The following is a 25,661-nucleotide window of genomic DNA, read 5'->3' on the forward strand; positions in this document are numbered from 1 at the left end:
GTGGGGACACATGTATGTCAATCCTGGTCTAACAGAGCCAATTGCATTGCATTTTGGCCGTATCGGGTTAGCGCCCGGTACGGCTTTTTGATCAATAAAGCGTCTATTTCGGCGAAAAATAGCTGTTTACCTGCCTAGAAACAATTTGAGCGGTATACAATAACCGTAACTGTTTCATCCTTAGCGGGATGCCGCATGATGGATATTACCTGCCATCGTGAGGTGTGTCGGTCGCGCACGTCGCGTTAGATGCTCGTGCTCGGTTTGAGGAGGCTGCTATGGCGGGCAAGGGTCGTGCGAGTGTCAACGATATGAAGCGTGTCGAGGTGCTGGTGTTGATGGAGATCGACCAGCAAACCGAAGACAATGGCGGGCCGTATGGTTTCTCGCGCAAAACGCTTGCCGAGCGCGTGGGGGTTTCGCCGTATCGTGCCCGCGCCGCAATCGATCGCTTGGATTCCGAAGGTATGATTGATGTCGTCTCGCGTTATAGCGACGACGGCGGTCAGCTTGCAAATGGCATTTGCCTCACCGAACGTGGTGAGTGGTATCTTGAGGGCGTCCGTACCGGCATGCTCGTTCAAGAAATGCTTGAGGACGAGGTTGCTGATCGATAGCAGCATGTAACCCTTGCCATAGCGACGCCGCCTGGGAAACCGGGCGGCGTTTTGTTTCAAGATTGAGAAATGCAATCGCACGCGAGAAAAATTGCGGACGGTCCGCGGCGCGAGTATTACAATGAAGACCCGTAAGATGTGGATAAACAACTTCTACGGGAAGCGCAGGTAACTCAATATGACCAAGCATGTGTTCGTAACCGGTGGCGTGGTTTCGTCCCTGGGCAAGGGTATCACCGCGGCCTCGCTGGGCCGTCTGCTCAAGTCGCGTGGCTACAAAGTAACGATGCAGAAGGCCGACCCGTATCTGAACGTCGACCCCGGTACCATGAGCCCGTTCCAGCATGGTGAGGTCTTTGTAACCGAGGATGGTTACGAGTCCGACCTGGACCTGGGTCATTACGAGCGCTTTATTGATGAGAACCTGACCCGCGATTCCAACTTTACGACCGGTGCCATCTACAAAAGCCTAATCGCCCGCGAGCGTCGCGGCGACTTTTTGGGCGGTACCGTGCAGGTGATTCCTCACGTCACCAATGCCATTAAGGATAAGTTCCGCCGCATCGAAGAGCAGACCGGCTCCGATGTAGTCATCACCGAGCTGGGCGGCACGATCGGCGACATCGAGTCCCAACCGTTTGTCGAGGCCATTCGTCAGTACCGCAAGGAGGCCGGCCCCGAGAACGTCTGCTACATCCACGTGTCGCTCGTTCCCTATATCGCCGCCGCCCACGAGGTCAAGACCAAGCCCACGCAGCATTCCGTCAAGGAGCTCCGCAGCTTTGGCATCCAGCCTGATATTATCGTGTTGCGCTCCGACCACCATATCGATGACGCTATCCGCGGAAAGATCGCAAGCTTCTGCGACGTCGACACCGATTGCGTCTTTACCAACGAGGACTGCGCGAGTATTTACGATGTTCCGCAGCTGCTTGCCGAGCAGGACTTTGACCTGCGCATTTGCGAGCGCCTGGGTCTGGACCCGCGTGAGCGCGACATGAGCGAGTGGAACGAGTTCCTGCGCAAACAGAATCACGCCAACCATCACGCCGACAAGGTGAAGATCGCCGTCGTTGGCAAGTACACGCAGCTGCCCGATGCGTACCTGTCGGTTATCGAGGCCCTGCACCATGCGGGCGTCTTCTACGATCGCCATGTGGACGTCCAGCTGGTCGACGGCGAGAGCCTCGACGAGCAGAATGTCTCCGAAGTTCTGGGCGACGCCTCGGGCATCCTGGTCCCCGGCGGCTTTGGCAAGCGCGCCCTGGAGGGCAAGATCCTCGCGGCCGAGTTTGCCCGCGAGCACAAGATTCCGTATCTGGGCATTTGCCTGGGTATGCAGGTGGCCGTGTGCGAGTTCGCCCGCAACGTCGTCGGCCTTGCCGGCGCCAGCTCCTCCGAGTTCGACCCGGACGGTCCGTTTAGCGTCATCGATCTGATGAGCTCGCAGGAGGATGTCACCGAGAAGGGCGGCACCATGCGTCTGGGCGCCTATCCGTGCAAGCTCGCCGCCGATACCCTCGCTCGCGAGGCATATGGCGAGGATCTCGTCTACGAGCGTCACCGTCACCGCTTTGAGTTTAACAACGCCTTCCGCGACCAGCTTGAGGACGCCGGTTTGGTTATCTCGGGTCTGTCGCCCGACGAGCGCCTGGTCGAGATGGTCGAGCTGCCGCGCGACGTGCATCCTTGGTATGTGGCAACCCAGGCTCACCCCGAGTTCAAGAGCCGTCCGACCAACCCGCAGCCGCTGTTCCGAGAGTTCGTGCGTGCCTCGATCGGTCAGCACGAGGGTGTCGATCGCCTGCAGGTGACGCCCATGAACCTCGCTACGGACTAAGGGTGCCGGCGAACAAAGAACATACCGAAGCTACTCCCTCGTCGCTCGCCGTGGCGGCGGGGGAGTATCTCGATTACCTCGCGGTCGAGCGGGGTTTGGCGCGCAACACGATTGCGGCCTATCGTCGTGACCTGACGACGTACTGCGCGTATCTGGAGCGGGCGGGCATCATGTCTTTTGATGAGGTGACTCGTCAGGTCGTGGAGGGCTTTGTCGCCGACCGTCGCGATGGGGGCTATTCCGATGCCTCGGTGGAGCGTGCGCTTGCGGCCGTGAAGGGCCTGCATGCCTTTTTGGTGCGCGATGGGATTGTGGCCCAAAATCCAACGGCGGCGTTGCGCCTGCCTAAAAAGGCTGAGCGTTTGCCGGAGTATCTATCGGTGGAGGATGTCTCGGCGCTGCTCGATCAAGACTTCCCCGAGGGCGAGATGGGCTTGCGCGACCATGCCATCTTGGAAGTGCTCTACGGATGCGGCTTGCGTGTGAGTGAGTTGGTGGGGCTCGATGTGGGCGATATCCATATCGACGATGGCTTTGTGCTCGTTCGCGGTAAGGGCTCAAAGGAACGCCTGTCCCCGTTGGTGGGAAGCGCGGCGCGAGCTCTGACGCGCTATATAACTAAGGGGCGTTCTCGCTTGGCGGCCCATGCCCACGGAACCGAGACCTCGGCGGTCTTTTTAAATAAGAACGGCCGCCGTCTGTCGCGCCAGGGCATCCATGCCATCTGTGAGCGCTACGGGCGCCAGGTGGGGCTGGTGGGACTCCATCCCCATACGCTGCGTCACTCCTTTGCCACCCATATGCTTGCGGGCGGTGCAGACCTCCGTGTGCTACAGGAGATCTTGGGACATGCCGATATATCGACCACGCAGGTCTACACGCATGTCGATCGTACGCAACTGACCGAGGTCTATCTGGCGGCGCACCCGCTGGCACATCGTTAACACATCGCTGGCCTGCATATCTATAGGTATTTGGGGACGGGCCCCAGATTGCCGCGGCGTGCTTTTGCGCGCGCATGGGCAATCTGGGGCCCGTCCCATTTTTGCCACTTGTCGTCGCGGTGGCGGGCCGCATGTGCCTTGGGTGGGGGAGTTTGGGGGCGATGTGAACGGCATGTAAAGGGACGCAAAAATCGCCTCAAGGTCAACTTGAAGGTTGAGGTTGAAAGGCGGGGTGCCACAGGTGGCATCCCGCCGTTGCTGTAAACACAACATATTGTGTTTTCGAACATATGATTGGGGGTGTTTTGCAATATATGGTGGGTGGAGTGGTGGGGCGGGGTGGGGGAAGGGGTGGGGAAAGGTGTTGAAAAATGGGGCGGTTCCCCATATTATTAATGACGTCGACAGGCGGGGTGGTTCCCCGCGTACGTGCCATCTGAGTAACCGAGGGGAGGGCGCACATGGGAATGACTGGTGCATACGAGCGCAATCTCGATGCAAAAGGTCGTCTGTCCCTGCCTGCACCCCTTCGCGAGGAGCTTGGAGAGCACGTTCGCGTGTTCAAAGCCCTGGATGTCGATGCTCTGTACGTGTTCTCTGCCGAGGCCTTCGATAAGTGGGTCGAAGGACTCTTCGCGGGTCGTGAGGGCCACGAGGGTTTTAACCCGCGTGACATTAATGACCAGAAGCTCATGAGGGCGATCAACAAGCGCACCACGTCGATGGACGTGGACAGCGCCGGTCGTATCGGTCTTTCCGAGTCTCTCCGCAAGCAGGCGAACCTCGACCGCGAGGTCACGGTTGTGGGCAACTACGACCACCTTGAGGTTTGGGATCGCGCCGCGGCCGATGAGGACGATGACGATGAGGCCCTGCTGGACCTCTTCTTCTCGTAAGGGCAAGGCACGGGTAACGGATGGAGCGTGGGATCTTGACACAAGAATATCGGCATGAACCTGTCATGCTCGGCGAAGTGCTTGAGTCGCTGCGGCTAAAGAGCGGCTCCGTTGTCTGCGATTGCACCCTTGGCGGTGCCGGCCATTCGGTAAAGATGGCTGCGCAGGTGGGGGAGACGGGTCTTTTGCTCGGCGTCGATCAGGACGACATGGCCCTCGAGGCCGCTGGCGCCCGTCTGGACCGCGAGGTTCCCGGCGTTCCGCACCAGCTGCTGAAGGGCAACTTCGGCGACTTGGACGAGCTGCTTTGCTCGGCCGAGGTGCCCGGGGTCGATGGCTTCCTGTTCGATTTGGGCGTTTCGTCGCCGCAACTCGATATCCCTGGCAGGGGCTTTTCGTATAACGAGGACGCCCCATTGGACATGCGGATGGATCCGGGTAATAACACCTTAAACGCAGCTGAGGTCATCAACACCTATAACGAACACGACCTCGCCCGGATTCTACGCGTCTACGGCGAAGAGAAGTTCGCCTCGCAGATCGCGCGCGAGATCGTGCGCCGCCGCGAGCAAGAACCGATCGAAACCACCGGCCAATTTGTCGAGATCATCAAGGCGGGTATCCCGGCTGCCGCTCGTCGGCATGGCGGACACCCGGCCAAGAAAAGTTTCCAGGCCATTCGCATCGAGGTCAATCACGAGCTCGATGTGCTCGAACGAGGGCTTGATGCCGCCACCAGGTGGCTCAATCCGGGCGGACGTATCTGCGTCATCTCGTATCACTCGCTTGAGGACCGTATCGTAAAGAATCACTTTAAGGAGATGAGCCAGGGGTGCACGTGTCCGCCGGAGATTCCGGTGTGCGTGTGCGGCAACGTGCCGATACTCAAGGTCATCACCCGCAAACCCTTGGTTGCCCAGCCTGATGAGGTTGAGCGCAACCCTCGGGCGAGATCAGCCAAAATCCGCGTGGCGCAGCGTCTGTAGGCACGACCGCGCGATATTGGACCTCCCGCTCGCACCATAAACGAAGCTTAAACACACTACCAACGTACTCGGGATGGGAGGCGGCATATCATGGGCTACAACACTTCAAGCGCAGCACTCGCCTATGATATGAACGCCATGCCCGCCTATCGTGAGACGCCGCAGGCCCCCGTTGCTCCCCGTGAGCAGCGCACGCCGCGCTTTGATGTCTACACGGGCGCGGGCCGTCAGGCAAACCAGGCGGTAAGCCCGGTTTTCATGAGCGTTCTTAAAACGTTTTGCATCATTGCGGCCATCTTCATGACGATCGGCGTCGCCCGCGTGGCGCTCGCCGGCGTTACGGCCCAGGTGCTCAACAGCAACGCCGAGCTTACCAACACGCTCGAAAAGGCGACCGATGAGAGCTCCGACCTGGAGGTCATGCATTCGGTCTATGGCGCCGACACGCGCATTCGCGACCTTGCGGGCGCTTACGGCATGGTGGAGCCCAGCGAGAGCGTTACACTTGACTTTTCGCAGGATGCAGCCGCGGGCGCCAACGCGACCGCGACCGCTCAGTAGCAAGACGGTAGCTGAGTATGACAAATGACTATCGCCGCGGTTCCGATGGGGGCCGCGGTTCTGGACGTCCCTCGTCGCGGGGACGTTCTGGTTATCAAGGAACGGGTCGGCAATCTTACAACGCCGGGCAGTCCCGTGGCAACGACCCGGCGTCGCGACTTCGCGGCTCGGGCGGCCCTCAAGTGCATAACACCAGGTCGCGCAAGAGTTCGTCGACCGAATGGCTCACGGGCACGCCTCTGCCTCGCCGCAAAGCCGTCATGGGCTTCATTGGGCTTGGCTTGGGCTTGGGCGTCTTTCGCCTTGCCGACTATCAAATTGTCGAAGCCGATAAACTGCGCGAGCGTGCCGATGCGCGCCGCCTGCTTGCGCAGACCCTCTATGCCAAACGTGGCACCATCTACGACCGCAACGGTAACGTGCTGGCGTCGTCGGTCGAATGTCGCAACATCGCCGTGAACCCCCAGCTTGTCGAGGATGTTGACAAGACGGTGTCGGCGCTGGTCAAGGCAACTGGAATCGATAAAAAGACCTGCCGCAAGCTCGTTGAGTCCGATGGAACCTGGGTGTATATCAAGCGCCAGGTGGACGAAGACGACGCTGCGGCGCTGGAGAAGAAGAACCTGCCCGGCGTGCTTTTTGAGCAGGCCATGAAGCGCGTATATCCATACGGCAATCTGGCATCGCAGGTGCTGGGTGTAGTGAATGTAGACAACGACGGCTTGACGGGTCTCGAAAAGCAATACAACAAGCTTCTGACCGGCACGAACGGTTCTCTCGTACGCGAGCGCGCGAGGGACGGCAGCTATATCGCGGGCGGTGCCTATAAAAAGGTGGCTGCGGTCGACGGCGTTGATATCGTGACGACGCTCGACGTCAATATCCAGCGTGCGGCCGAGGATGCCCTGGCAGAGGCTGTCGAGAAGACAAAGGCCAAGAACGGCTCGGCGCTGGTCACCGATCCTACGACAGGCGAGATCTTGGCAGCCTGCTCGTATCCGACCTACGACCAGACCAATTTGGAAAACGCCAAGACCGAGGATATGAACCTGCGCCTGGTCACCGATGCCTACGAGCCCGGCTCGGTCTTTAAGACGCTCGTGGCGGGCGCCGGCTTCGACTTGGGTGTCGTGCGGTCGAGTACGTCGTTTGAGGTGCCGGCGAGCATCAAGGTGGGCGACGATACCGTCACCGATGCCGACAAGCGCGACTACGCCATGACCATGGATGTGCGCGAGATGATGCGCCGTTCGTCCAACGTGGGATTTGTCCTGGTGGGGCGCAAGATCGGTGCCGACGACTTTGCTGCCTATGTGGACAAGTGGGGCATCGGTCACAGCTCTGGTGTCGATTTTCCGGGCGAGAGCCTGGGCATCGTCAAGGAGCGTGACCAGTATGACGGCGCCACGCTGGGCTCGATGAGCTTTGGACAGGCGCTGTCTGTCTCACCGATTGAGATCGCACGTGCCGTGGGCGGCATCGCCAACGGCGGCGTGATGATGACCCCGCACTTCTATAAGTCCAGCAAGGGCGACGAGAAGGACTGGGGCGAGGGCGAGCGCGCGATTTCGGAGGACGCCGCATCCCAGGTGACATCGTGCATGCAGACGGTCGTGTCGGAGGGAACGGGCGTTGGCGGCGCTGTTGACGGCTATGACGTGGCGGGTAAGACCGGTACGGCCGAACGTGCCGACGAGAACGGCGGCTACCTCAAGGAGAACTACATGTCGTCCTTTATGGGCTTTGCACCGGCACAATCGCCCAAGGTGCTGTGCTATATCACGCTCGACGGAACGCCGAGCGGCTCAGATGCCGCTGCGGTGCCGTTCCAGTCCATTATGGCCAACGCGCTCGACGTGCTGGGTATCCCACACACGAAGTAGGGGGTTACAATCTTTGGGGCGTGGTTTGTTGTCCCATATGAGGGGTGTTCACATGCCCTGCACCACGCATGCGCGGCGCTGGGATACAATACGCCGATAGCATTATTTAGGTTTACAGGGGAGCTGCAATGATAGAGATCGCCGTCAACAACCTCGCGGCCGCAACAGGGGCCCGAACCGTGACGGGAGAAGTCGATCGGGTATGCCGCGGGTGCGTTATCGACTCGCGCCAGGTCGAGGAAGGGACGATTTTCGTCGCCTTTCCCGGTGAAAACGTCGACGGCAATGATTTTGCTTCCCGTGCCGTCCAGTCGGGTGCCGGCGCCGTCGTGATGACGCGTGAGCCCGAGACCGAGCTGGTCTCGCTGGCGCAGGACAAGGGCTGTGCCATCTTGCTGACCGATGATCCCGAGGAGTTTCTGCTGCGTTTGGCGCACGCGTATCGCCTGGAGCTTGGCTGCCTGGTCGTTGGCATTACCGGTTCCATCGGCAAGACGACGACCAAGGACGTTCTCGCCGCTGTGCTCGCCAAGCGCTATCGTGTCTGGGCCACCAAGGGCAATTTCAATAACCTGATCGGCATGCCGCTCACGGTGCTTTCCGCTCCGGCCGATACCGAGGTCCTGGTGCTCGAGATGGGCATGAACCATTTCCACGAGATCGAGCGCCTGTCCCAGTCCGCCAATCCTAACCTTGCCATCGTGAGCAAGATCGGCACCTCTCATATCGGCATTTTGGGCAGCCGCGAGAACATCGCCCGCGCTAAGGCCGAGATTGTCCAGGGCATGTGCGCCGCCGGCGACTATTTGCCGCTGCTGGTTTTGGGCGGCGAGGACGATTTTACGCCGTTCATTCGCGATACGTTCGCCCAGCCTGCTGGTATCGACGTGATGCTGGCCGGTGTCTCGGACGATGATGAGGTCCGCGCCCGCGACGTTCGCGTTGATGACGAGGGCCGTCCGGTCTTTACGCTCGATTTTGGCCAGGGCGAGACAATCGATACCATGCTTGCCATCCCCGGCGTGCAGTCCGTTCCTAATGCCGTTAAGGCCGCCGCGGTTGCCTATCGCCTGGGCGTGACGCCCGAGCAGATCGATGCTGCCTTTAGGGGTCTTACGATCACCGGGCACCGCCAGGAGATCAAGCGCGCCAAGAGCGGTGCACGCATCATCGACGATTCCTATAACGCCAGCGCCGAATCGATGGCAGCCGGCCTCGATCTGCTGTGCTCGCTTTCGTGCACGGGGTCTCGCATGGCGATCCTGGGCGAGATGGGCGAGATGGGCGATGAGGCTCCTCGCATGCATGAGCTCGTGGGCGCCTATGCCGCCGCCAAGAAGCTCGACATGCTGGCGTGCGTGGGTGGTGAGCTGGCCCAGCTTATGGCCGATGCCGCGCGCATGATGGGCATGGACGAGGACTGCATCCAGGTGTTCTCCGATTATCAGCAGGTGCTCGACCGCATGGGCGGCGCGCTTGAAAAACATGATGTTGTACTGGTCAAGGGTTCCCGCTTTGTTGAGCTCGACCGCTTTGTGGAAGGTGTGTGCTAGCCCATGTTCGGCAATCCCTCGTATCCAACGTATCAGGCTTTTTTGGGGCTTGGCATCGCCGCAGCCATTGCGCTGCTGCTCATGCCGTGGTGGATTAAGCTGCTCAAGGTCGAGGGTATCGGCCAGCAGGTTCGTGCCGACGGCCCCAAGCGTCATTTGGTTAAGCAGGGAACGCCCACCATGGGTGGTGTTGTCATCCTCGTCGCGATCTCGCTGACCTGCCTGCTGATGGGAAAGCTCACCACCGAGCTCGTGCTCGTGCTGCTCGCCACGCTGGCGACCGGTGTGCTGGGCCTGATCGACGACCTGACCTCCGTTACGCATGGGCGCTCGCTCGGTCTGACGCCTCATGCCAAGATGATCGGCCTAACCATTATCTGTGTCACCTTTACGGTGCTTGCCGTCAACTGGTGCGGCGTCGCCCCCGAGATTCGTTTTCCCGGTGGGTTGACGATTGACCTTGGCGTGCTTTCGACTACCATCTGCGGCTATTCGTTCCCGTGGCTCTATATTGTCTTTTGCTGGCTGATGATTGCCGGTCTTTCTAATGCCGTGAACTTGACCGATGGCCTTGACGGTCTTGCTGGCGGCACCTCCATGATCGCCATGCTCGCCATGGCTGCCATGGCGTTTTTGCACGGAGACGTGAACCTGTCCATCTTCTGCACCGCGTGTGCCGGTGCCTGCCTGGGCTTTCTGTGGTTCAACTGCTATCCGGCGAGCATCTTTATGGGTGATACCGGCTCGCTTGCCCTGGGCGCCGCGTTTGCCTGTACGTCCATCATGACTAACACCGAGGTCGTCTCCCTCATCATCGGTGGCCTGTTTATCGTTGAGACCCTGTCGGTCATGATTCAGGTTGTCTACTTCCACTTTACGCACAAGCGCGTCTTCCTTATGGCGCCCATCCATCATCATTTCGAAAAGAAGGGTTGGGCCGAGACCAAGGTCGTCATCCGTTTTTGGATTATCGCTGCGGCATTTGGTGCCGTTGGCCTTGCTCTGTTCTTCCAGTTGGGATAGTGGTCTTTCATGCCTCTTGCTGATGTCTTTAGCCTGCTCGTTTTGGGTCAGGGCAAATCCGGTCTCGATGTCGCCCGCTGGGCGCTGGCACATCCAGAGCGCGTAAGCGCCGTTACCGTGTATGGCGGCGGCACCTCTGAGCCCAATGACGCCACGCGTGCGCTCGAGGCTGCTGGTGCGTCGTTTGTCTATGGGACCGAACAGGTCGAGGGCGCCTATGACGTATGCGTGACGTGCCCGGGCATCTCGGAGTTCTCGGGCTTCTTTAAGGCCGGGCGCGAGCATGCCGCCCAGATTATGGGTGAGCCCGAGTTTGCCTATCGCCTGTCGCCCGATAACTGGATTGCCATCACGGGCACCAACGGCAAGACGACCACCACGTCGCTGACCGATTATCTGCTCAAGGCTTCCGGTGAGGCCAGTGTAGCTGTCGGCAACATCGGTGAGCCGCCTATCAACGAGATTGACGGCCGAGCCCACAACGAGTGGTTTGTGGCTGAGCTCTCGAGCTATCAGATTGCTACGACCACCGAGCTCCACCCCCGCGTGGCGGTGCTGCTCAACATCACTCCCGACCACTTGGGCTGGCATAAGAGCCATAAGAACTATGCGCTTGCCAAGATCAAACTGTTTGACAATATGGTCGATGACGATCTGGTGGTCGTCGACGTCGAAGACGCCGGCATTCACGAGTTCGATGAGTACATCTACACGCCGGGTCGTCGCATCTGCAAGGTTGCCTTTGATGAGCCAGAGGGTGAGGATGTCGCCTTTGTGCGCGATGGCAAGATGATCGTGCGCCTGAAGGGCGTCGAGACCCAGCTTGTCGCCACGTCCGAGCTCAAGATTTCGGGCCATCATAATGTTATCAATGCCCTGTGCGCTGCCACGGCTGTCCTGGCCGTCGGTGCCAATCCCGAGGGCATTTGCCGCGGTCTGGCCTCGTTCCAGCCGCTCGAGCACCGCGTGGAGCCGTGCGGCGAGATTGACGGAGTGCGCTACGTCAACGATTCCAAGGCGACCAACACCGACGCGGTCGAGAAGGCGCTGACGGCATTTCCCGATGACGACGTGATCTTGCTGCTCGGCGGCCACGATAAGGGCACGCCGCTCACGGACTTCGCGCGCGTCGTTATGGATAACGTGCGCTCGGTCGTCTGCTTTGGCGATGCGCGCGAGCGCTTTACCGCCGCTATGGACGAGGCCGATGTCGATGGCGATGTGGATATCGCCCAAGCGGATGACCTACGCGATGCCGTGGACGTTGCCCGTTCGCTGTCGAGCCGTGGCGACGTGATCTTACTTTCTCCTGCCTGCTCTTCGTTCGATGAGTTCTCGGGCTATGAGGAGCGCGGCCGCGTGTTTAAGGACTACGTGGCTCAGCTTGCCGCTGCAGCGAAATCGCAAATGGAATAGGGGTTGCCGGTGAGAGAGGAGAGCCCCCGACAAGGTATGAGGAGGCCCGACTCGGACCGTGCTTCCTCGCGGCGCAGCACACCGCGTTCCGGTCGTGGCAGGCAGTCGTTTAGCGAACGCTATATTGCCGGCGTTCCCGCCCGCATCATGCGCCCCCGTCTGATATTTATGGCCTGCCTGTTTACTTTGGTGTGCTTTGGTCTGCTGATGGTGTACTCGGCGTCTTCGGTCGAGGCGCTGCACGAGAATGGCTCGGCGACGTTTTTCCTGGGTCGACAGGCCGCGTTTGCCGTGGTTGGTGTTCTGGCGCTGATTGCCATCGTGCGCGTTTTGCCGGACAGCTGGTTTGGGGAGGATGTGCTTAGGATCTTCCTTATCGGCATGATAGGGCTACTGTTTCTGGTGTTCTTGGTGGGCAGCGGCAGCCGTGGCGCCACGCGCTGGCTCAACATCGCCGGTATTCAGTTCCAGCCTTCCGAGTTTTTAAAGCCATTTGCCATTGCGTATTCGGCCATCATGCTTGATCGCTTCTTTTCGCCCGGTGGCAACATCAACGAATTCCTTCGCAAGATGGGCATCTACCTGGGTATTTCGCTCTTTCTGATCTTTATCCAGCCCGATTTCGGTACTGTCCTGATCATCCTGTTGACCCTCATGTGCATGGCGTTGTTTGCGGGTCTCGACCCGAGATTTATCATCGGCGTGCTAATCTTCGGCATTCTCGTGATCGTGATTGCACTTGTCGCAGAGCCGTACCGTATGGTGCGTATTCAGGTTGCCTTGAACCCTTGGGCTGACGAGTATGGTGACGGCTATCAGGCCACGCTTGCCATCATGGCCTTTGCCTCGGGCGGTCTGTTCGGCCGTGGCATCGGCAACTCAACCATGAAGTACTCGTATCTGCCCGAGGCGCACAATGACTACATCCTGGCCATCATTGGCGAGGAAGTCGGCTTTGTCGGAACCGTGCTGTTCTTCTTGGTGTTTGCGATGCTGATCTACTCGGCGTTTCGCATTGCCGAGCAGGCGACCGATCGTCGGGGCGCGCTTATGGCGTCTGGCTCCGCGGTCATTCTCGCGGTGCAGTTTTTGATTAACGCGCTGGGCATCCTCAACGTGTTTCCCATGACGGGCAAACCGTTGCCGTTTATTAGCTACGGCGGTTCGTCGATTATTGTGTCGCTTATGCTTGCCGGTCTGATCCTGCGCGTTTCGTACGAGAGCGCCCGTCGCGATGAGTACGACCGTCGCCGCGAGAGCTTTGCCGTTATGGATGAGAGTACCGCCGGCGTAGCCCATGTGCGCGGTGAACGACCTTCGCGTAGCGGCTTTACCGTTCTGGATGGTTCTACATCCGAGCCGGCAGCTCGTCCACGTCCGCGGACGGCTCCGCAAGGTCGTCCTCAGCGCCCCAGCCCTCGCAGCGCGGGCGGCGGATATAATCGAATCGATTTGAACTCGGACCCGTCGGCGCGTCTACGCACCGACGACCAGGGACCGCGTGTACGAAGGGACTACCATGACCGATAAGATGACCGTTGCTATTGCAGCCGGCGGCACGGCGGGACACATCAACCCCGCGCTCGCCTTGGCCGAAGAGCTGCGTGATCGTGGCCACCACGTTGTGTTCGTGGGCCAGTCGCGCAAGCTCGAGGGTCGTCTGGTCCCCGAGGCTGGGTTTGATTTTGTGCCCATTACGGTCACGGGCTTCGACCGCTCCCGTCCTTGGACGGCGCTGACCTCCCTGTGGCGTGTCAACAAGGCCAAGCGTGCGCTCACCAGTCATTTCTCAAAGGTCGGCAAGCCCGATGCCGCCATCGGTTTTGGTGCCTATGTCGAGGTTCCGCTGCTGGGGTGGTGCAAGGGCGCAGGCGTTCCGTATCTGCTGCATGAGCAGAACTCTGTTCCGGGCCTGGCCAACAAGATGATGAACTCCCACGCCGCCCACGTGTGCATCTCGGTGCCGGCAGCGCGTTCGGTCTTTGAGCGCGAAGGTGACCCTGACCACGTGCTCATGACCGGCAACCCCGTACGTCGCTCGGTGATCGAGGGCGATCGCGCTCGCGGCCGCAAGGCACTTGGCGTTCCCGAGGACGCTACGCTGCTGCTCGTCTTTGGCGGTTCACTCGGCGCCCAGCACCTCAACGAGCGCGTGGCTTCGCTCAAAAACGAGCTGCTTTCGCGCAAGAACCTCTATGTGTTGCATTCGACGGGTGCCGACGGCTTTGAGGAGACCGAGCGCGCTTTGGCGCTGACGCTCGAGGAGGCGAAGCGTTACCGCGTCCAGCCTTACATCGACAACATGGGCGACATGCTGGCTGCTGCCGATTTGGTGCTATCGCGTTCGGGAGCATCGAGCGTGGCCGAGATCGCTGCGCTCGCCGTGCCTTCGGTGCTCGTGCCGTACCCGCATGCGACGGCCGACCACCAAACCACCAATGCCCGTTATCTGGTCGACGCCGGGGCCGGCGTGCTCTGCGCCGATGCCGATATCGACGGTTCTGCCTTTGCCGATGAGCTGCTGCACCTGGTCGATGACGCGGCGGCGCGCGACGCCATGCGTCAGGCGGCGCGTGGTCTGGCTCAGGATAGAGCCGCCGCTCTTCTGGCGGATGCAGTAGAGGGTTTGCGTTAGTTAGACGGGATATCTTCGGTCGCCCTCGCGCTGATGCGGTAGGTGCGGTACAGTTAACGGGTTACAGGCAGTGTTTACGCAAGGAGTACACGAGCACATGGCTGATTCCCAGACTGCAACCTCCGCGCCCGAGTTTAAGAGCGCCCACTTTATCGGTATCGGCGGCGCCGGCATGAGCGGCATCGCCCTCGTTCTGCACGAGCGCGGTTATGCCGTTACCGGCTCCGACCTTAAGACGTCACGTTATATCCGCCAGCTTACCCGCGCTGGTGTGAAGGTGCATGTGGGCCATGAGGCCGCCACGATCGACGAGGTCAAGCCCGACGTGGTTGTTGTCTCCACCGCTATTCCGGAGTCCAACCCTGAACTCGTGCGCGCTCGCGAGCTTGGTATTCCCGTGTGGCCCCGTGCCAAGATGCTCTCTGCTTTGGGTCACGGCTACACCACCGTCGCTGTTGCCGGCACGCATGGCAAGACCACCACGTCTTCGATGTGTGCCACCATGCTCGACCGCATGGGTCTGGATCCGAGCTTCCTGATCGGTGGCATCGTCGAGGGCTATGACACGAACGGCAAGAACGGCTCGGGCGACTACTTTGTCGCCGAGGCCGACGAGTCCGACAGCTCCTTCCTGTTCCTGAACCCCAACGTAGTCATTGTGACCAACGTCGAGGCCGACCACCTCGATCACTACTCGGGTATCGAGGAGATCGAGGCAACTTTCGCCAAATTCATGAGCCTGGTGGGCGAGGACGGCACCGTCATCGTCTGCGGTGAGGACCCGCATCTGGTCGAGCTCGCCAAGTCGACGGGCCGTCACGTGCTTTCCTACGGCTTTGCCGAGAGCAACGACATCGTCTGCATGCACCCGGACGTCAAGGGCATCCAGAGTGACTTTATCGTTCGCTTTGAGGACGGCACTGAGCGCGCTGTGGAGATCAAGAGCAATCCTGGTCGCCACAACATGCTCAACGCCACGGCGGTGCTCACCGTCGCCCATGTCCTGGGCCTTGACATCGACGCCGCCGCCAAGGCGCTCTCGAGCTTTGAGGGCGTCCGCCGTCGCTTTACCCACGTGGGCGATATCGATGGCATCACCGTGGTCGATGATTACGGCCATCACCCCACCGAGATCAAGGCGACGCTTGCTGCCGCTTCGTCGCTGGGTTACAAGCACGTCGACGTCGTGTTCCAGCCGCACCGCTATTCGCGCCTGCAGGCCCTGTGCGACGACTTTGCCGATGCATTTGCCAATGCCGATAAACTGCTGCTGATTGATGTGTTCTCGGCTGGCGAGATGCCCATTCCGGGTTTCACCTCTAAGATGCTCGCCGATACCGTGCGCGCCAAGCATCCTGGCAAGGAGGTCGTGTACTGCTCCAGCCGTCTTGAGCTCAATCAGGAGCTCGAGCAGATGGTGGGCGAGGGCGACCTGCTGCTCACCATGGGTGCCGGCGACGTTACGACCGTCGGTCCCGAGTTCATTGAGTATCTGACTGCCAAGAAAGACGCTTAAGTCTAATGGGTCTGTTTAACGCCGTCATGGCGCTCTCGGGCATGATCGACACGGATGTGATCGAGGACGAGCGCCTTGCGCGTCATACGAGCTATCGTATCGGCGGCAAGGCCGACCTCTTTGTGACGTGCCATAGCTATCATGCCCTCCGCCGCGCCGTGGCGGTGCTCGATCGCGAGCAGGTGCCGTGGGTCATCATCGGCAAGGGCTCCAATCTGCTGGTTGCCGATGGCGGTTATCGCGGTGCCGTCATTTCGCTCGGACGTGAGTTCCAGCGCACGGTTGTTGCCGATGACGGTTGTACGCTGACGGTCGGTGCGGGCGTGATGTTTGCGCGCCTGGTCAACGATGCCCTGTCGCGTAGCCTCTCGGGCCTTGAGTTTGCCGTTGGCATTCCTGGTTCGGTCGGCGGTGCGATATCTATGAATGCCGGCACGCGGACCGAGTGGATTGGCTCGCTGGTTGAGGATGTCGTAACGTTTGACCCGGCATCCGGTATCAAGCATTATGCGGGGTCCGAGATCTCTTGGGGCTACCGCGAATGTAGCCTTCCCCGCAATGAGATCATCCTCGAGTGCGTGCTCAAGCTTAAACCGGCGCCCAAGGCCGACATTCGCGAGCGCATGGAGCGGTACCTTACAAGGCGCAAGCGTACGCAGCCCATGGGTCGCGCATCCTGCGGGTCTGTCTTTCGCAACCCGCCCGATGCGAGTGTGGGCAAGCTTATCGAGGATTGTGGATTAAAGGGTTTTTCGATTGGCGGCGCGGAAGTTTCGCCCGTTCACGCTAATTTTATCGTTAATAACGGAACTGCCTCGGCCGATGACGTTGCCGCGGTTATCAGACATGTGCACGGAAAGGTGAGGGAGGCGTATGGCATCGAGCTCAGACCGGAAGTTAAATTCCTCGGCTTCTAGAGCATCGAAACCCACCTTCCGCCGCGCCGGAGGGCGTTCCGGCGCGCCTGCCAAACCTCAACGCAATACCGTCGCGCACTCTAAGTCTGTCGGGCATGCTCGACAGACCAGTCGTCCGGTCGTCGGCTCGCAGCTCGGTAATCGTCCGGCCGCAAAAAAGTCCTCTCGTCCCTCGGTGACGTCAAAGCCTGTTATGGGCGCCAAGCCTGCCCGTCCCATGGCAGCTCCCAAGCCCTCGACGGGAACTAAAGCGGCGCGTCCAGGTCTCACGCTGGGCGCATCGAAACCGCGCTCGCTGACATCGGTGCCGGCTACCGCCAAGAAGCCTTCGAGTAAAAAAGGTTTCAACCCGTTATCTTCACTTGGAGCGATGGCAAATAAAACATCAGATGCCGCTTCTGTCGTTACAGGCAAAGGCAAAATCGTGGGCGGCGTTCTGGCCGTCTTGGCCGTGCTCGTCGTCGTTGCCATCGTGGTGATCAACTCTGGACTGTTTACTGCCACTGATATTCAGATTCAAGGCAGCGAGCATGTGACGAAGCACGATGCTATCCAGCTGATCGACTTGCCCGAGGGAACGTCGCTTTTTAACGTCGATCCCGACCAGATTACCGAGGATCTCAAGCAGAACCCGTGGGTTTCGGGCGTGGATGTCCAGCGCCAGTTTCCCCATACGCTTATCATCACGCCGACGGAGCGTAAAGTTATCGCCATTGCGTATATCAGCTCCGACGACCTTGCCTGGGCTATCGGAGACGATGACACCTGGATCGCCCCGCTGTCGACGTCGGTCGAAGTGGACGACCAGGGCAACGTCATCACGACAGGGCAGGGTTCAAATACCTTGACCGGAATCGATGCCGCGCTGGCGCTCGCCAAGCATTATGGCGCGGTGTTATTGACTGATGTCTCGGCGGATGTCGCTCCGGTTTCCGGCCAGGCGGTGAACTCCAAAGCCGTTAAGGCCGGCCTGGATTATGTGCGTGGTTTTTCGAGCGAGTTCTTGGGACAAGTCAAGGATATTTCCACGCCTTCGGTCGAAGCCATCTCGGCAAACCTCAATAACGGCATTGAGGTGTCGCTGGGCGATTCGGACGATATCGCCAAGAAGGAACGCGTAGTCACCAAGTTGCTTTCGCAGGTAGAGGGCGTAACGTATATCAATGTGCGCTCTCCGGGCAACTACACATTTAGGAATGCTCCGACCTCGTAGCGCTGGTTGATGCTTTGTTGAGGGGCCATACCACGCCGTTTATCTGGTTTGTTTGGTTTTCACGGTCAATTATTTGACTGATACGTTCATAATGTGCAAACATAATACGGTTTACCTTTGCATTTACTTTCAACCTGAAGGTTAATGTGCGCAGGGGTCGACCCATGCTATGGCTATAACCTTTGTTCGGAGGACCGACATGCACGAGACAGAGATCAACAACTACCTTGCCGTCATTAAGGTGGTCGGCGTCGGCGGCGGCGGTACCAACGCGGTCAATCGAATGATCGAAGAGGGCATCCGCGGCGTCGAGTTTGTTGCCATCAACACCGATGCTCAGGCACTCGCGATCTCTGATGCCGATATCAAGGTGCACATCGGCACCGACCTTACCCGCGGCCTGGGCGCCGGCGCCAATCCCGAGGTTGGCCGCAAGGCTGCCGATGAGTCCCGCGACGACATTGCCGAGGCGCTTGCTGGTGCCGACATGGTGTTTATCACCTGCGGTGAGGGCGGTGGCACCGGTACCGGCGCTGCTCCCATCGTTGCCGATATCGCGATGAACGAGGTCGGCGCACTGACCGTCGCCGTCGTGACCAAGCCCTTCACCTTCGAGGGCCGCAAGCGCAAGAAGAGCGCCGAGGAGGGCATCAAGACCCTCTCCGATTGCGTCGACACCATGATCGTCATCCCTAACGATAAGCTGCTCGACATCGCCGAGAAGAAGACCACCATGCTCGAGGCCTTCGCGATTGCCGATGGCGTCCTTTCCCAGGGCACCCAGGGCATCACCGACCTCATCACCGTCCCCGGTATCATCAACCTGGACTTCGCCGATGTTAAGACCATCATGAAGCAGGCCGGTACCGCCATGATGGGTATCGGTACCTCTTCTGGGGATACTCGTGCCGTCGACGCTGCCCAGCAGGCCATCTCCAGCCCGCTGCTCGAGAGCTCCATCGATGGTGCCACGCGCGTTCTGCTCTCCATCGCCGGTTCCAAGGACCTGGGCATCCAGGAGATCAGCGACGCCGCCGACGTTGTCGCCAACGCCGTCGACCCCGAGGCGAACATCATCTTCGGTACCGTTGTCGACGAGTCCCTGGGCGATCAGGTGCGTATCACCGTCATCGCTACGGGCTTCTCCGATTCCAACGTCAACCGTCAGGACGAGCTCTTTGCTGCTCAGCAGTCTCAGAGCAAGGCCGCTGCCTCCGCTGAGCCGCAGCGCACCGCTCCGGCTGCCAGCCCGGCTCAGGCCGCTCCGACCCGCAACGTCGGTGGTACCGAGCTGCCCAACTTTGGCAACGACCAGTTCGAGCTTCCCGACTTCCTGAAGCGCGGCAGCTTCTAGTTCGTTTTTCTCAACGACCTGCACGGGGTGTGTCCATTTGGATGCACCCCGTTTTGTTTCTCGTTTGTAAACGAAAGCCTCCAATCTCCTTACGTTCCCTTTACGTTTGGTCCCTACCGCTGCGGGTATCCTTTTAAGGAAGTATGACAGCCGTATAAACGCGGACTGCGCGGCGACGCCGCGGTACTTGTGTTATTAGGAGGCTTTAGTATGGCAGCACGTGCGGACAACGTTTCGCGTGTCGACCATGATGGAGTTACGTTGGTGGAGGGCGCGACATCCGATGTCCGTTTTGCCTTTACCGAGCGCACCGGTGGCGTTTCTGAAGATGCGTACTCCTCGCTCAACCTGGGCTCGCATGTAGGCGATGACCCCTTTGCTGTTCAAGAAAATCGTCGTCGAGCGCTCGAAGCTATGGGTGCCACTGAGTGCGAGCATAATCTGCTCGTGCCCAATCAGGTACATGGTGACCATATCGTTACGGTGACTTCGAACGGCGCCGACGATCTTGAGGCTGTTCGCGAGCAGATTGCTGAGGGCTGCGATGCCATCGTCTGTACGGCCCATGACGTGCCCGTGCTGCTCTGCTTTGCCGACTGCGTTCCCGTGGTGCTGGTGGCCCCCGGCGGGTTTGCCGTGGTGCACTCCGGTTGGAAGGGCACGATTGCACGTATTTCTGCCAAGGCGTGCCAGGCGCTTTGCGATGCTGCCGGCTGCGATGCGAGCGACGTTTCCGCCTATATCGGCCCCCATATCTTGGCTGACGAATATGAGGTATCCCAGGAACTCATGGACCGCTTTGCCGCCGAGTTTTCGTGCATCGATGCGGGCGCTTCTCGCATGCTCGATCTATCTGCCGCCATTTGTGAGGCGCTGGTAGATGCCGGTGTGGACGCGGATAATATCGTGGATACCCAGCTTTCGACTGTGTGTCAGAACGACCGCTTTTATTCCTACCGTAACGAGGACGGCACCTGTGGGCGCCATGCTGCGATCGGCGTGATGCTATGAGAAAGATCGTATCGGTCCTGAGCGCCGCTGTGCTTACGCTTACGCTGTGCGCCTGTTCTTCGGGATCTTCTACCTCTTCCATTACCGTGGCCGGCTCCACGACCTGCCTTCCTATCGCCGAAATTGCGGCAGAGGGCTTTAAGGAGGAGACCGGCATCGACGTGCTCGTTTCCGGTTTGGGCTCTTCCGCTGGCATCGAAGCCGTCAGCGCTGGCACGGCCGATATCGCCAGCTCCTCCCGTGGACTCAATGCCGACGAACAGGATCTGGGCCTGACTCCCATCGTCATTGCCCACGACGGTATCGCGGTCATCGTGAACGAAGACAACCCCGTCGATAACCTCTCGACCGAGCAGCTCCGCGATATCTATGCCGGCAAGATCACCAACTGGAAAGAAGTCGGTGGCGAGGACCTGAGGATTCAGGTTATCAACCGAGATGAGGCGTCTGGCACGCGTGAAGCCTTCCGCACCATCGTGATGGACGGCACCCCGTTCGATCGCCGCTCCGCCGTTCTTTCGGGCACGGGCCAGGTGCGCGACGTGGTATCTCGTTCGCGCGGGGCTATCGGCTACATTTCGCTGGGCTTCGTCGATGGCCTCAACGCCAAGACCTCGGTCAAGGCCGTCTCGGTCAATCATGTTGAGGCGTCCGAGAAGACGGTCGCGAGTGGCGGCTATCCCATCTCGCGCGACCTTTACTTCTTTGTGAAGGGTGCGCCTTCGCAGCAGGCGCAGGATTACATCGACTACGTGACGTCCGAAAAGATGGACAAGCAGATTCGCGAGGCGGGCTTTATTCCCGTCACCAACGACGAGAAGGGGAGTGAGTAGCATGGAAGCACAGGAAAACTCCCAGACTGAGCAGAATGCTCAGGCGCCCAAGAAGCGCGAGCTGGCGCTCGTATCGCGCAGCACCTATATCAAGGAGAAGGCGCTGCAGTGGATTTTCTTTGCCTGCGCGTTCTTGGCGGTTGTTACCGTCATCCTGATTTTTGTCTTTACCACGTACTCGGCGCTGCCCGTCTTTACCGACATCGGTCTGGCGGACTTCTTTAGCTTTACGTGGGCGCCCTCTGAGGGCCACTACGGCATCGTGTCGCTGCTTGCCGGCTCGGGTCTGGTGACCGTCGGTGCGCTCGCCATGGGTGTGCCCCTAGGCGTGGGCACGGCCGTGTATCTGGTCGAGATCGCCAGCAAGCGCGTGCGCAAGCTCATCAGCCCTGCCGTTGACCTGTTGGCCGGCATCCCTTCTATCATCTATGGCTTCTTTGGCATGATCATCATCCGTCCGTTTATCGCGCAACTGACCGGTGGTCTTGGTTTTGGTGCGCTGACGGCGTGGTTCGTGCTTGCCATCATGATCGTCCCTACCATCACCACGCTCACCATCGATGCTCTCAATTCCATTCCCATGGGCATTCGCGAGGCGTCCTATGCCATGGGTGCCACCAAGTGGCAGACCATCTACAAGGTCGTGCTGCCGGCCGCCAAGTTGGGCATTGTGGACGCCATCGTTTTGGGCATGGGGCGCGCCATCGGCGAGACCATGGCCGTGCTCATGGTCGTGGGCAATGCTCCGGTCATTCCCGATAGCATCGCGAGCCCCATCTCGACGCTCACGAGCCAGATTGCGCTCGACATGAGCTACTCCTCGGGATTGCACCGCTCGGCGCTCTTTGGCATGGGCGTGGTCCTGTTTATCATCTCCGCCGCACTGGTGGGCATCGTCCGTCTGCTTTCCAAGAAGAAGAGGGGGTAGGCTATGTCCGATTCCGTTGACACGACGGTCGATACGACCTCGTCGCGCGAGCGCATCAAGCGTGCCCTTTCCCACGGCAAGAAGGGTCGCATTAACAAAGACCTGTCCAACAAGATCATGCTCGGCGTATTCCGCGCGGCTGCCTACATCACCACGCTGGTGCTGGTCGCCATCATCGCCTACGTGGTCATCAACGGCCTGCCGCATATCTCGCTCGACTTTATCTTCGGCTGGCCGCAGGGCGTCAACGCCGAAGGCGGCATTTGGCCGACGATTGTCTCGACCGTCTACGTGACGGCGCTCGCCATGCTCATCTGCACGCCGGTTGCCGTCCTAGCTGCGGTCTATCTGGCCGAGTACGCCAAGCAGGGCAAGGTCGTCGACATCATTCGCTATGCTGCCGATGCCCTGGCCTCGGTGCCCTCCATTGTTATGGGCCTCTTTGGCTATGCCTTGTTTGTCGAGGCCATGGGCCTAGGTCTTTCGATGGTCTCTGCCGCGCTGGCGCTGGCACTTCTGATGCTGCCTATCGTCATGCGCACCACCGAGGAGGCAATCCGCGCCGTTCCACGCTATATCCGTTGGGGTGCATATGGCCTGGGCGCCACCAAGTGGCAGGTCGTCTCCAAGATCGTGCTTCCCTCTGCCTTCGGCCGCATCGCCACCGGCATTGTCCTTGCCATAGGCCGCGCCATCGGCGAGACCGCCGTGGTGCTCTACACCATGGGCCAGGCCATCAACCTGCCTATTTTGCCGCTCGATTCCGGTCGTCCCATGACCGTTCACCTTTATCTGCTCGCCAATGACGGCATCAACATGAACGCAGCCTACGGCACCGCGCTTTTGCTGATGGCGATTATTCTGGCCTTCAACCTGTTTGCGCGCTATCTGTCGCGCAAGCGCCGCTAGTTAAGGAGTCCCATGTCCGTCTATCAGTCCGCTCCCGCGCCGGAGCAAGCGGCCATCACGGCCAAGGATTTCAACTTTTGGTACGGTGACTTTCACGCGCTGACGGGGCTCGACCTCAACATCGCCAAAAATGCCATCACCTCGTTTATCGGTCCTTCGGGCTGCGGCAAATCGACGTTTTTGCGCTGCATCAACCGCATGAATGACCTGATCGAGGGCACTCGCGTCGAGGGCACCATGACGCTCGACGGCAACGATATCTATGCCGAGGGCGTCGACCCGGTTGACCTTCGCCGCCGCGTGGGCATGATTTTTCAGCAGCCCAATCCGTTTCCCAAATCCATCTACGAGAATGTCGCTTTTGGCCCTCGTCTGCAGGGCGTGACTAGCAAAAGCGACCTCGACGATATCGTGGAAGAATCGCTCAAGCGCGCCAACCTCTGGAAAGAGGTATCCAATCAGCTCAACAAGGACGGTTTGGCGCTCTCGGGCGGTCAGCAGCAGCGTCTGTGCATCGCGCGTGTGCTTGCGGTGCAGCCCGATGTCCTACTGATGGACGAGCCCTGCTCCGCCATCGACCCCACGTCCGTCTCTAAGGTCGAGGATCTGATGGCCGAGCTGGCGCCCGAGATGACGATCATCATCGTCACGCATTCTATGCAGCAGGCGGCTCGTATCAGCGACTACACCGCATTTTTCTTGCAGGAAGTTGCCGGCGAGCCCGCCACGCTCATCGAGTATGGTCAAACCGACGCGATCTTCTCCAGCCCGGTGGATTCGCGGACGGAAGACTATATCACCGGCCGTTTTGGCTGATCGGTGCGACTAGTCCCAAGCCGATCGGACCTGGTCCGGTGCGTATTCACTGTGCGGGCGGCATGACCGCACCCAACTGATTGGAGTGAACCATGCGCAAACTGTTTTCCCGTCAGCTCATCGAGGCCCGTCACGAGATGCTGAGCATCTACGAGGCTGTAGACCTGGCGCTTCACGACGCCGTGAAGGCCTACGCGACCGACGATCGCAAGCTCGCCACCAAGACCAAGAAGCGCACGCTTTCGATTGACGCGCGCTGCGCCAACTTGGAGGCCGTGTGCTACAACCTGATCGCTACGCAGTCGCCGGTCGCCTCTGACTTCCGCTTGTTGCAGACAATCATCTACGTCGACTTTAACCTGCAGCGCATGACCGATAAGGTTCGCCAGATCTGCCGCGCCACGCGTCACATGGTCAAGGCCGACATCTCGCTGCCTCAGGAGCTTGTGACCTTGGTTGAAGCCGAGGCCGAGGCCGTCTATCAGGTGCTGGGTTCGTCGCTTTCTGCGCTCGTCACCAACGACATGTCCATCATCTGCAATCTGGCCGTCGAGGACGAGCCGGTGCATGCGGCGTACGAGAAGTTCTTCCGTACCTTCAACCGCATGGACACGGGAGATTTTATGGACGACGACAGTAACTATGACGATCTGCGCCGTGCCATCATGGTTTCGCGCTACCTCGATCGTATCGCTTCGATTTCCATCGATGCAGCCTGTCGTCTGACCTTCCTTTTGACCGGCCAGCGTATGACTGCCGGCGATATCGCCCGCACGGACGAGGACGAGCTCGAGAGCATGCGCGTGCCTTCGGGCGAGGGCGTTATCATGAGGCCCGCCGTCGATGCGCGTTTTGTTGCTAGGGTGCCTGCTAACGAGCTGAGCGAGGGCCTTCGCTACCTGCTTGAACACCTTGAGGACGAGGACGATGGCGAGGATGACGAGGAGTAAGTAGCCCCGTTCGTCGAAAGATTGTAAATACCTATGTGAGCGCGGCCTTGCACATGCGAGGCCGCGCTCTTGCGTTAGCATGGGACTACTTGTATGGCTGTCAGCGGAGGCGATTGGCAATGGATAACTATTTGGACTTGATGCGCGCTCGCCGTGAGCAGATTCTGGAGCGTTTTTATGCGGCACTCGATCGCGCGGGCCGTCCTCACGATGCCGCGCGCCTGATTGCCGTCTCCAAGACCGTTGGCGTCGATGAGACCGTTGCCGCCATCCAGGCGGGGTATCGCCATTTTGCCGAGAACCGCCCGCAGGAGCTCGTTCGCAAGCTTGCGGGCCTCACAGAGCATCCGGAGCTACCCGAGGTGCGCTTCGATATGATCGGCAACCTGCAGACCAACAAGATCAATGCGGTTCTGGGCTCGGCCGAGCTGATTCATTCGGTAAGCTCGCTGCATTTGGCGCAGGCTATCTCGACCCGTGCGGTCCGCAAGATTGAGGCGGGCGAGCTCTTCGGCCCCCAGCGCGTGCTGATCGAGGTCAATGTGAGCGGCGAGGAGTCCAAGGGCGGCTTTTCGCCCGACGAGATTCGTGCCTTCGCCGGCGAGCTTGCGGAGCTTGAGGGAATTTGTGTGCAGGGCCTTATGACTATGGCGCCGCGGGGGAATAAAGATGTGGCGCGCCGCACCTTTGCGGGGCTTCGTGAGCTGAGGGATGAGCTGGAGGCGGCGCATCCCGATTTGAACCTGCCTGAGCTTTCCTGCGGCATGAGCGAGGACTTTGAGCCTGCCCTTGAGGAGGGCTCTACGCTCGTTCGCCTGGGCAGGGTAGTATTTAGCCCGGAGTTTGCAGTAAAATAAGGC

At 59.8% G+C, this 25,661-nt stretch carries 23 protein-coding genes; all 23 read left to right on the forward strand.

The window, feature by feature from the left end; genetic code table 11:
- The first annotated feature begins 278 nt into the window (after positions 1–278).
- The 23 genes from DW211_RS02025 to DW211_RS02135 all read left to right on the forward strand — a co-directional run bounded on the left by DW211_RS02025 (position 279) and on the right by DW211_RS02135 (position 25,658).
- Positions 279–617 (forward strand): hypothetical protein, encoded by a 339-nt coding sequence (locus DW211_RS02025; protein WP_040358312.1) that lies wholly within the window; start codon positions 279–281, stop codon positions 615–617.
- Positions 618–795: 178 nt separating this feature from the next.
- Positions 796–2,457 carry a CTP synthase gene (locus DW211_RS02030; RefSeq protein WP_055252564.1) on the forward strand — a complete coding sequence of 554 codons (1,662 nt, stop codon included), beginning with the start codon at positions 796–798 and terminating at the stop codon, positions 2,455–2,457.
- Between the two features lie 2 nt (positions 2,458–2,459).
- Positions 2,460–3,401 carry a site-specific tyrosine recombinase XerD gene (gene xerD / locus DW211_RS02035; protein ID WP_117584232.1) on the forward strand — a complete coding sequence of 314 codons (942 nt, stop codon included), beginning with the start codon at positions 2,460–2,462 and terminating at the stop codon, positions 3,399–3,401.
- A gap of 461 nt (positions 3,402–3,862) precedes the next feature.
- Positions 3,863–4,297, forward strand: coding sequence for a division/cell wall cluster transcriptional repressor MraZ (locus DW211_RS02040; RefSeq protein WP_006234269.1), 435 nt, complete (start codon positions 3,863–3,865; stop codon positions 4,295–4,297).
- A 20-nt stretch (positions 4,298–4,317) separates the two neighbouring features.
- Entirely contained in the window at positions 4,318–5,283 is a 966-nt protein-coding gene (rsmH, locus tag DW211_RS02045) for a 16S rRNA (cytosine(1402)-N(4))-methyltransferase RsmH (protein ID WP_006234266.1), read from the forward strand.
- A gap of 90 nt (positions 5,284–5,373) precedes the next feature.
- Positions 5,374–5,844, forward strand: a complete 471-nt coding sequence (locus DW211_RS02050; RefSeq protein WP_022094483.1) for a hypothetical protein — start codon at positions 5,374–5,376, stop codon at positions 5,842–5,844.
- Between the two features lie 182 nt (positions 5,845–6,026).
- On the forward strand, positions 6,027–7,727 hold the full coding sequence (locus DW211_RS02055; protein ID WP_332068160.1) for a penicillin-binding protein 2: 1,701 nt from the start codon (positions 6,027–6,029) through the stop codon (positions 7,725–7,727).
- Between the two features lie 128 nt (positions 7,728–7,855).
- Positions 7,856–9,280: a UDP-N-acetylmuramoyl-tripeptide--D-alanyl-D-alanine ligase gene (gene murF / locus DW211_RS02060; RefSeq protein ID WP_118258929.1), complete on the forward strand. Its 1,425-nt coding sequence runs from the start codon at positions 7,856–7,858 to the stop codon at positions 9,278–9,280.
- A 3-nt stretch (positions 9,281–9,283) separates the two neighbouring features.
- Entirely contained in the window at positions 9,284–10,303 is a 1,020-nt protein-coding gene (mraY, locus tag DW211_RS02065) for a phospho-N-acetylmuramoyl-pentapeptide-transferase (protein ID WP_089571579.1), read from the forward strand.
- A gap of 9 nt (positions 10,304–10,312) precedes the next feature.
- Positions 10,313–11,719 (forward strand): UDP-N-acetylmuramoyl-L-alanine--D-glutamate ligase, encoded by a 1,407-nt coding sequence (murD, locus tag DW211_RS02070; protein WP_118258931.1) that lies wholly within the window; start codon positions 10,313–10,315, stop codon positions 11,717–11,719.
- Between the two features lie 36 nt (positions 11,720–11,755).
- A complete protein-coding gene (gene ftsW, locus DW211_RS02075) occupies positions 11,756–13,249 on the forward strand; it encodes a putative lipid II flippase FtsW (RefSeq protein ID WP_118065197.1) in 1,494 nt (497 codons plus the stop codon).
- Positions 13,239–14,354, forward strand: coding sequence for an undecaprenyldiphospho-muramoylpentapeptide beta-N-acetylglucosaminyltransferase (gene murG, locus DW211_RS02080; protein ID WP_118238449.1), 1,116 nt, complete (start codon positions 13,239–13,241; stop codon positions 14,352–14,354). Before ftsW ends, murG begins: the two co-directional genes overlap by 11 nt.
- Before the next feature lie 97 nt (positions 14,355–14,451).
- The gene (gene murC, locus DW211_RS02085; protein ID WP_118258933.1) at positions 14,452–15,870 is read left to right on the forward strand and encodes a UDP-N-acetylmuramate--L-alanine ligase; all 1,419 of its coding nucleotides are present in this window, start codon (positions 14,452–14,454) and stop codon (positions 15,868–15,870) included.
- 5 nt (positions 15,871–15,875) lie between these two features.
- Positions 15,876–16,787 carry a UDP-N-acetylmuramate dehydrogenase gene (gene murB / locus DW211_RS02090; RefSeq protein WP_117636007.1) on the forward strand — a complete coding sequence of 304 codons (912 nt, stop codon included), beginning with the start codon at positions 15,876–15,878 and terminating at the stop codon, positions 16,785–16,787.
- A gap of 370 nt (positions 16,788–17,157) precedes the next feature.
- Complete coding sequence (locus DW211_RS02095; protein WP_055251672.1) at positions 17,158–18,000, forward strand: cell division protein FtsQ/DivIB; 843 nt, start codon at positions 17,158–17,160, stop codon at positions 17,998–18,000.
- Between the two features lie 199 nt (positions 18,001–18,199).
- Positions 18,200–19,354, forward strand: coding sequence for a cell division protein FtsZ (gene ftsZ, locus DW211_RS02100; protein ID WP_055251674.1), 1,155 nt, complete (start codon positions 18,200–18,202; stop codon positions 19,352–19,354).
- Positions 19,355–19,564: 210 nt separating this feature from the next.
- A complete protein-coding gene (locus tag DW211_RS02105; protein ID WP_118258935.1) occupies positions 19,565–20,365 on the forward strand; it encodes a polyphenol oxidase family protein in 801 nt (266 codons plus the stop codon).
- Positions 20,362–21,198 carry a phosphate ABC transporter substrate-binding protein gene (locus tag DW211_RS02110; RefSeq protein ID WP_118258936.1) on the forward strand — a complete coding sequence of 279 codons (837 nt, stop codon included), beginning with the start codon at positions 20,362–20,364 and terminating at the stop codon, positions 21,196–21,198. Before DW211_RS02105 ends, DW211_RS02110 begins: the two co-directional genes overlap by 4 nt.
- A gap of 1 nt (position 21,199) precedes the next feature.
- Positions 21,200–22,126, forward strand: a complete 927-nt coding sequence (gene pstC / locus DW211_RS02115; RefSeq protein WP_118258938.1) for a phosphate ABC transporter permease subunit PstC — start codon at positions 21,200–21,202, stop codon at positions 22,124–22,126.
- Between the two features lie 3 nt (positions 22,127–22,129).
- Entirely contained in the window at positions 22,130–23,035 is a 906-nt protein-coding gene (pstA, locus tag DW211_RS02120; RefSeq protein ID WP_118258939.1) for a phosphate ABC transporter permease PstA, read from the forward strand.
- A 12-nt stretch (positions 23,036–23,047) separates the two neighbouring features.
- On the forward strand, positions 23,048–23,851 hold the full coding sequence (gene pstB, locus DW211_RS02125) for a phosphate ABC transporter ATP-binding protein PstB (protein WP_118258941.1): 804 nt from the start codon (positions 23,048–23,050) through the stop codon (positions 23,849–23,851).
- 92 nt (positions 23,852–23,943) lie between these two features.
- Positions 23,944–24,801 (forward strand): PhoU domain-containing protein, encoded by an 858-nt coding sequence (locus DW211_RS02130; protein WP_118258943.1) that lies wholly within the window; start codon positions 23,944–23,946, stop codon positions 24,799–24,801.
- 119 nt (positions 24,802–24,920) lie between these two features.
- The gene (locus tag DW211_RS02135) at positions 24,921–25,658 is read left to right on the forward strand and encodes a YggS family pyridoxal phosphate-dependent enzyme (RefSeq protein ID WP_118258945.1); all 738 of its coding nucleotides are present in this window, start codon (positions 24,921–24,923) and stop codon (positions 25,656–25,658) included.
- The last annotated feature ends 3 nt before the right edge of the window (positions 25,659–25,661 follow it).

The sequence above is a fragment of the Collinsella sp. AM18-10 genome, assembly GCF_003471585.1.
Classification (GTDB): domain Bacteria; phylum Actinomycetota; class Coriobacteriia; order Coriobacteriales; family Coriobacteriaceae; genus Collinsella.

Excerpts from the sequence above, each read along its gene's own strand:
- DW211_RS02040 (WP_006234269.1), top strand. The coding sequence starts at position 3,863 with ATGGGAATGACTGGTGCATACGAGCGCAATCTCGATGCAAAAGGTCGT.
- murC (WP_118258933.1), top strand. The coding sequence starts at position 14,452 with ATGGCTGATTCCCAGACTGCAACCTCCGCGCCCGAGTTTAAGAGCGCC.
- ftsZ (WP_055251674.1), top strand. The coding sequence starts at position 18,200 with ATGCACGAGACAGAGATCAACAACTACCTTGCCGTCATTAAGGTGGTC.
- DW211_RS02050 (WP_022094483.1), top strand. The coding sequence starts at position 5,374 with ATGGGCTACAACACTTCAAGCGCAGCACTCGCCTATGATATGAACGCC.
- DW211_RS02110 (WP_118258936.1), top strand. The coding sequence starts at position 20,362 with ATGAGAAAGATCGTATCGGTCCTGAGCGCCGCTGTGCTTACGCTTACG.
- murD (WP_118258931.1), top strand. The coding sequence starts at position 10,313 with ATGCCTCTTGCTGATGTCTTTAGCCTGCTCGTTTTGGGTCAGGGCAAA.
- DW211_RS02130 (WP_118258943.1), top strand. The coding sequence starts at position 23,944 with ATGCGCAAACTGTTTTCCCGTCAGCTCATCGAGGCCCGTCACGAGATG.
- rsmH (WP_006234266.1), top strand. The coding sequence starts at position 4,318 with ATGGAGCGTGGGATCTTGACACAAGAATATCGGCATGAACCTGTCATG.
- ftsW (WP_118065197.1), top strand. The coding sequence starts at position 11,756 with ATGAGGAGGCCCGACTCGGACCGTGCTTCCTCGCGGCGCAGCACACCG.
- murG (WP_118238449.1), top strand. The coding sequence starts at position 13,239 with ATGACCGATAAGATGACCGTTGCTATTGCAGCCGGCGGCACGGCGGGA.
- pstB (WP_118258941.1), top strand. The coding sequence starts at position 23,048 with ATGTCCGTCTATCAGTCCGCTCCCGCGCCGGAGCAAGCGGCCATCACG.
- DW211_RS02025 (WP_040358312.1), top strand. The coding sequence starts at position 279 with ATGGCGGGCAAGGGTCGTGCGAGTGTCAACGATATGAAGCGTGTCGAG.
- murB (WP_117636007.1), top strand. The coding sequence starts at position 15,876 with ATGGGTCTGTTTAACGCCGTCATGGCGCTCTCGGGCATGATCGACACG.
- DW211_RS02095 (WP_055251672.1), top strand. The coding sequence starts at position 17,158 with ATGGCAAATAAAACATCAGATGCCGCTTCTGTCGTTACAGGCAAAGGC.
- DW211_RS02105 (WP_118258935.1), top strand. The coding sequence starts at position 19,565 with ATGGCAGCACGTGCGGACAACGTTTCGCGTGTCGACCATGATGGAGTT.
- pstA (WP_118258939.1), top strand. The coding sequence starts at position 22,130 with ATGTCCGATTCCGTTGACACGACGGTCGATACGACCTCGTCGCGCGAG.
- mraY (WP_089571579.1), top strand. The coding sequence starts at position 9,284 with ATGTTCGGCAATCCCTCGTATCCAACGTATCAGGCTTTTTTGGGGCTT.
- DW211_RS02135 (WP_118258945.1), top strand. The coding sequence starts at position 24,921 with ATGGATAACTATTTGGACTTGATGCGCGCTCGCCGTGAGCAGATTCTG.
- DW211_RS02030 (WP_055252564.1), top strand. The coding sequence starts at position 796 with ATGACCAAGCATGTGTTCGTAACCGGTGGCGTGGTTTCGTCCCTGGGC.
- murF (WP_118258929.1), top strand. The coding sequence starts at position 7,856 with ATGATAGAGATCGCCGTCAACAACCTCGCGGCCGCAACAGGGGCCCGA.
- pstC (WP_118258938.1), top strand. The coding sequence starts at position 21,200 with ATGGAAGCACAGGAAAACTCCCAGACTGAGCAGAATGCTCAGGCGCCC.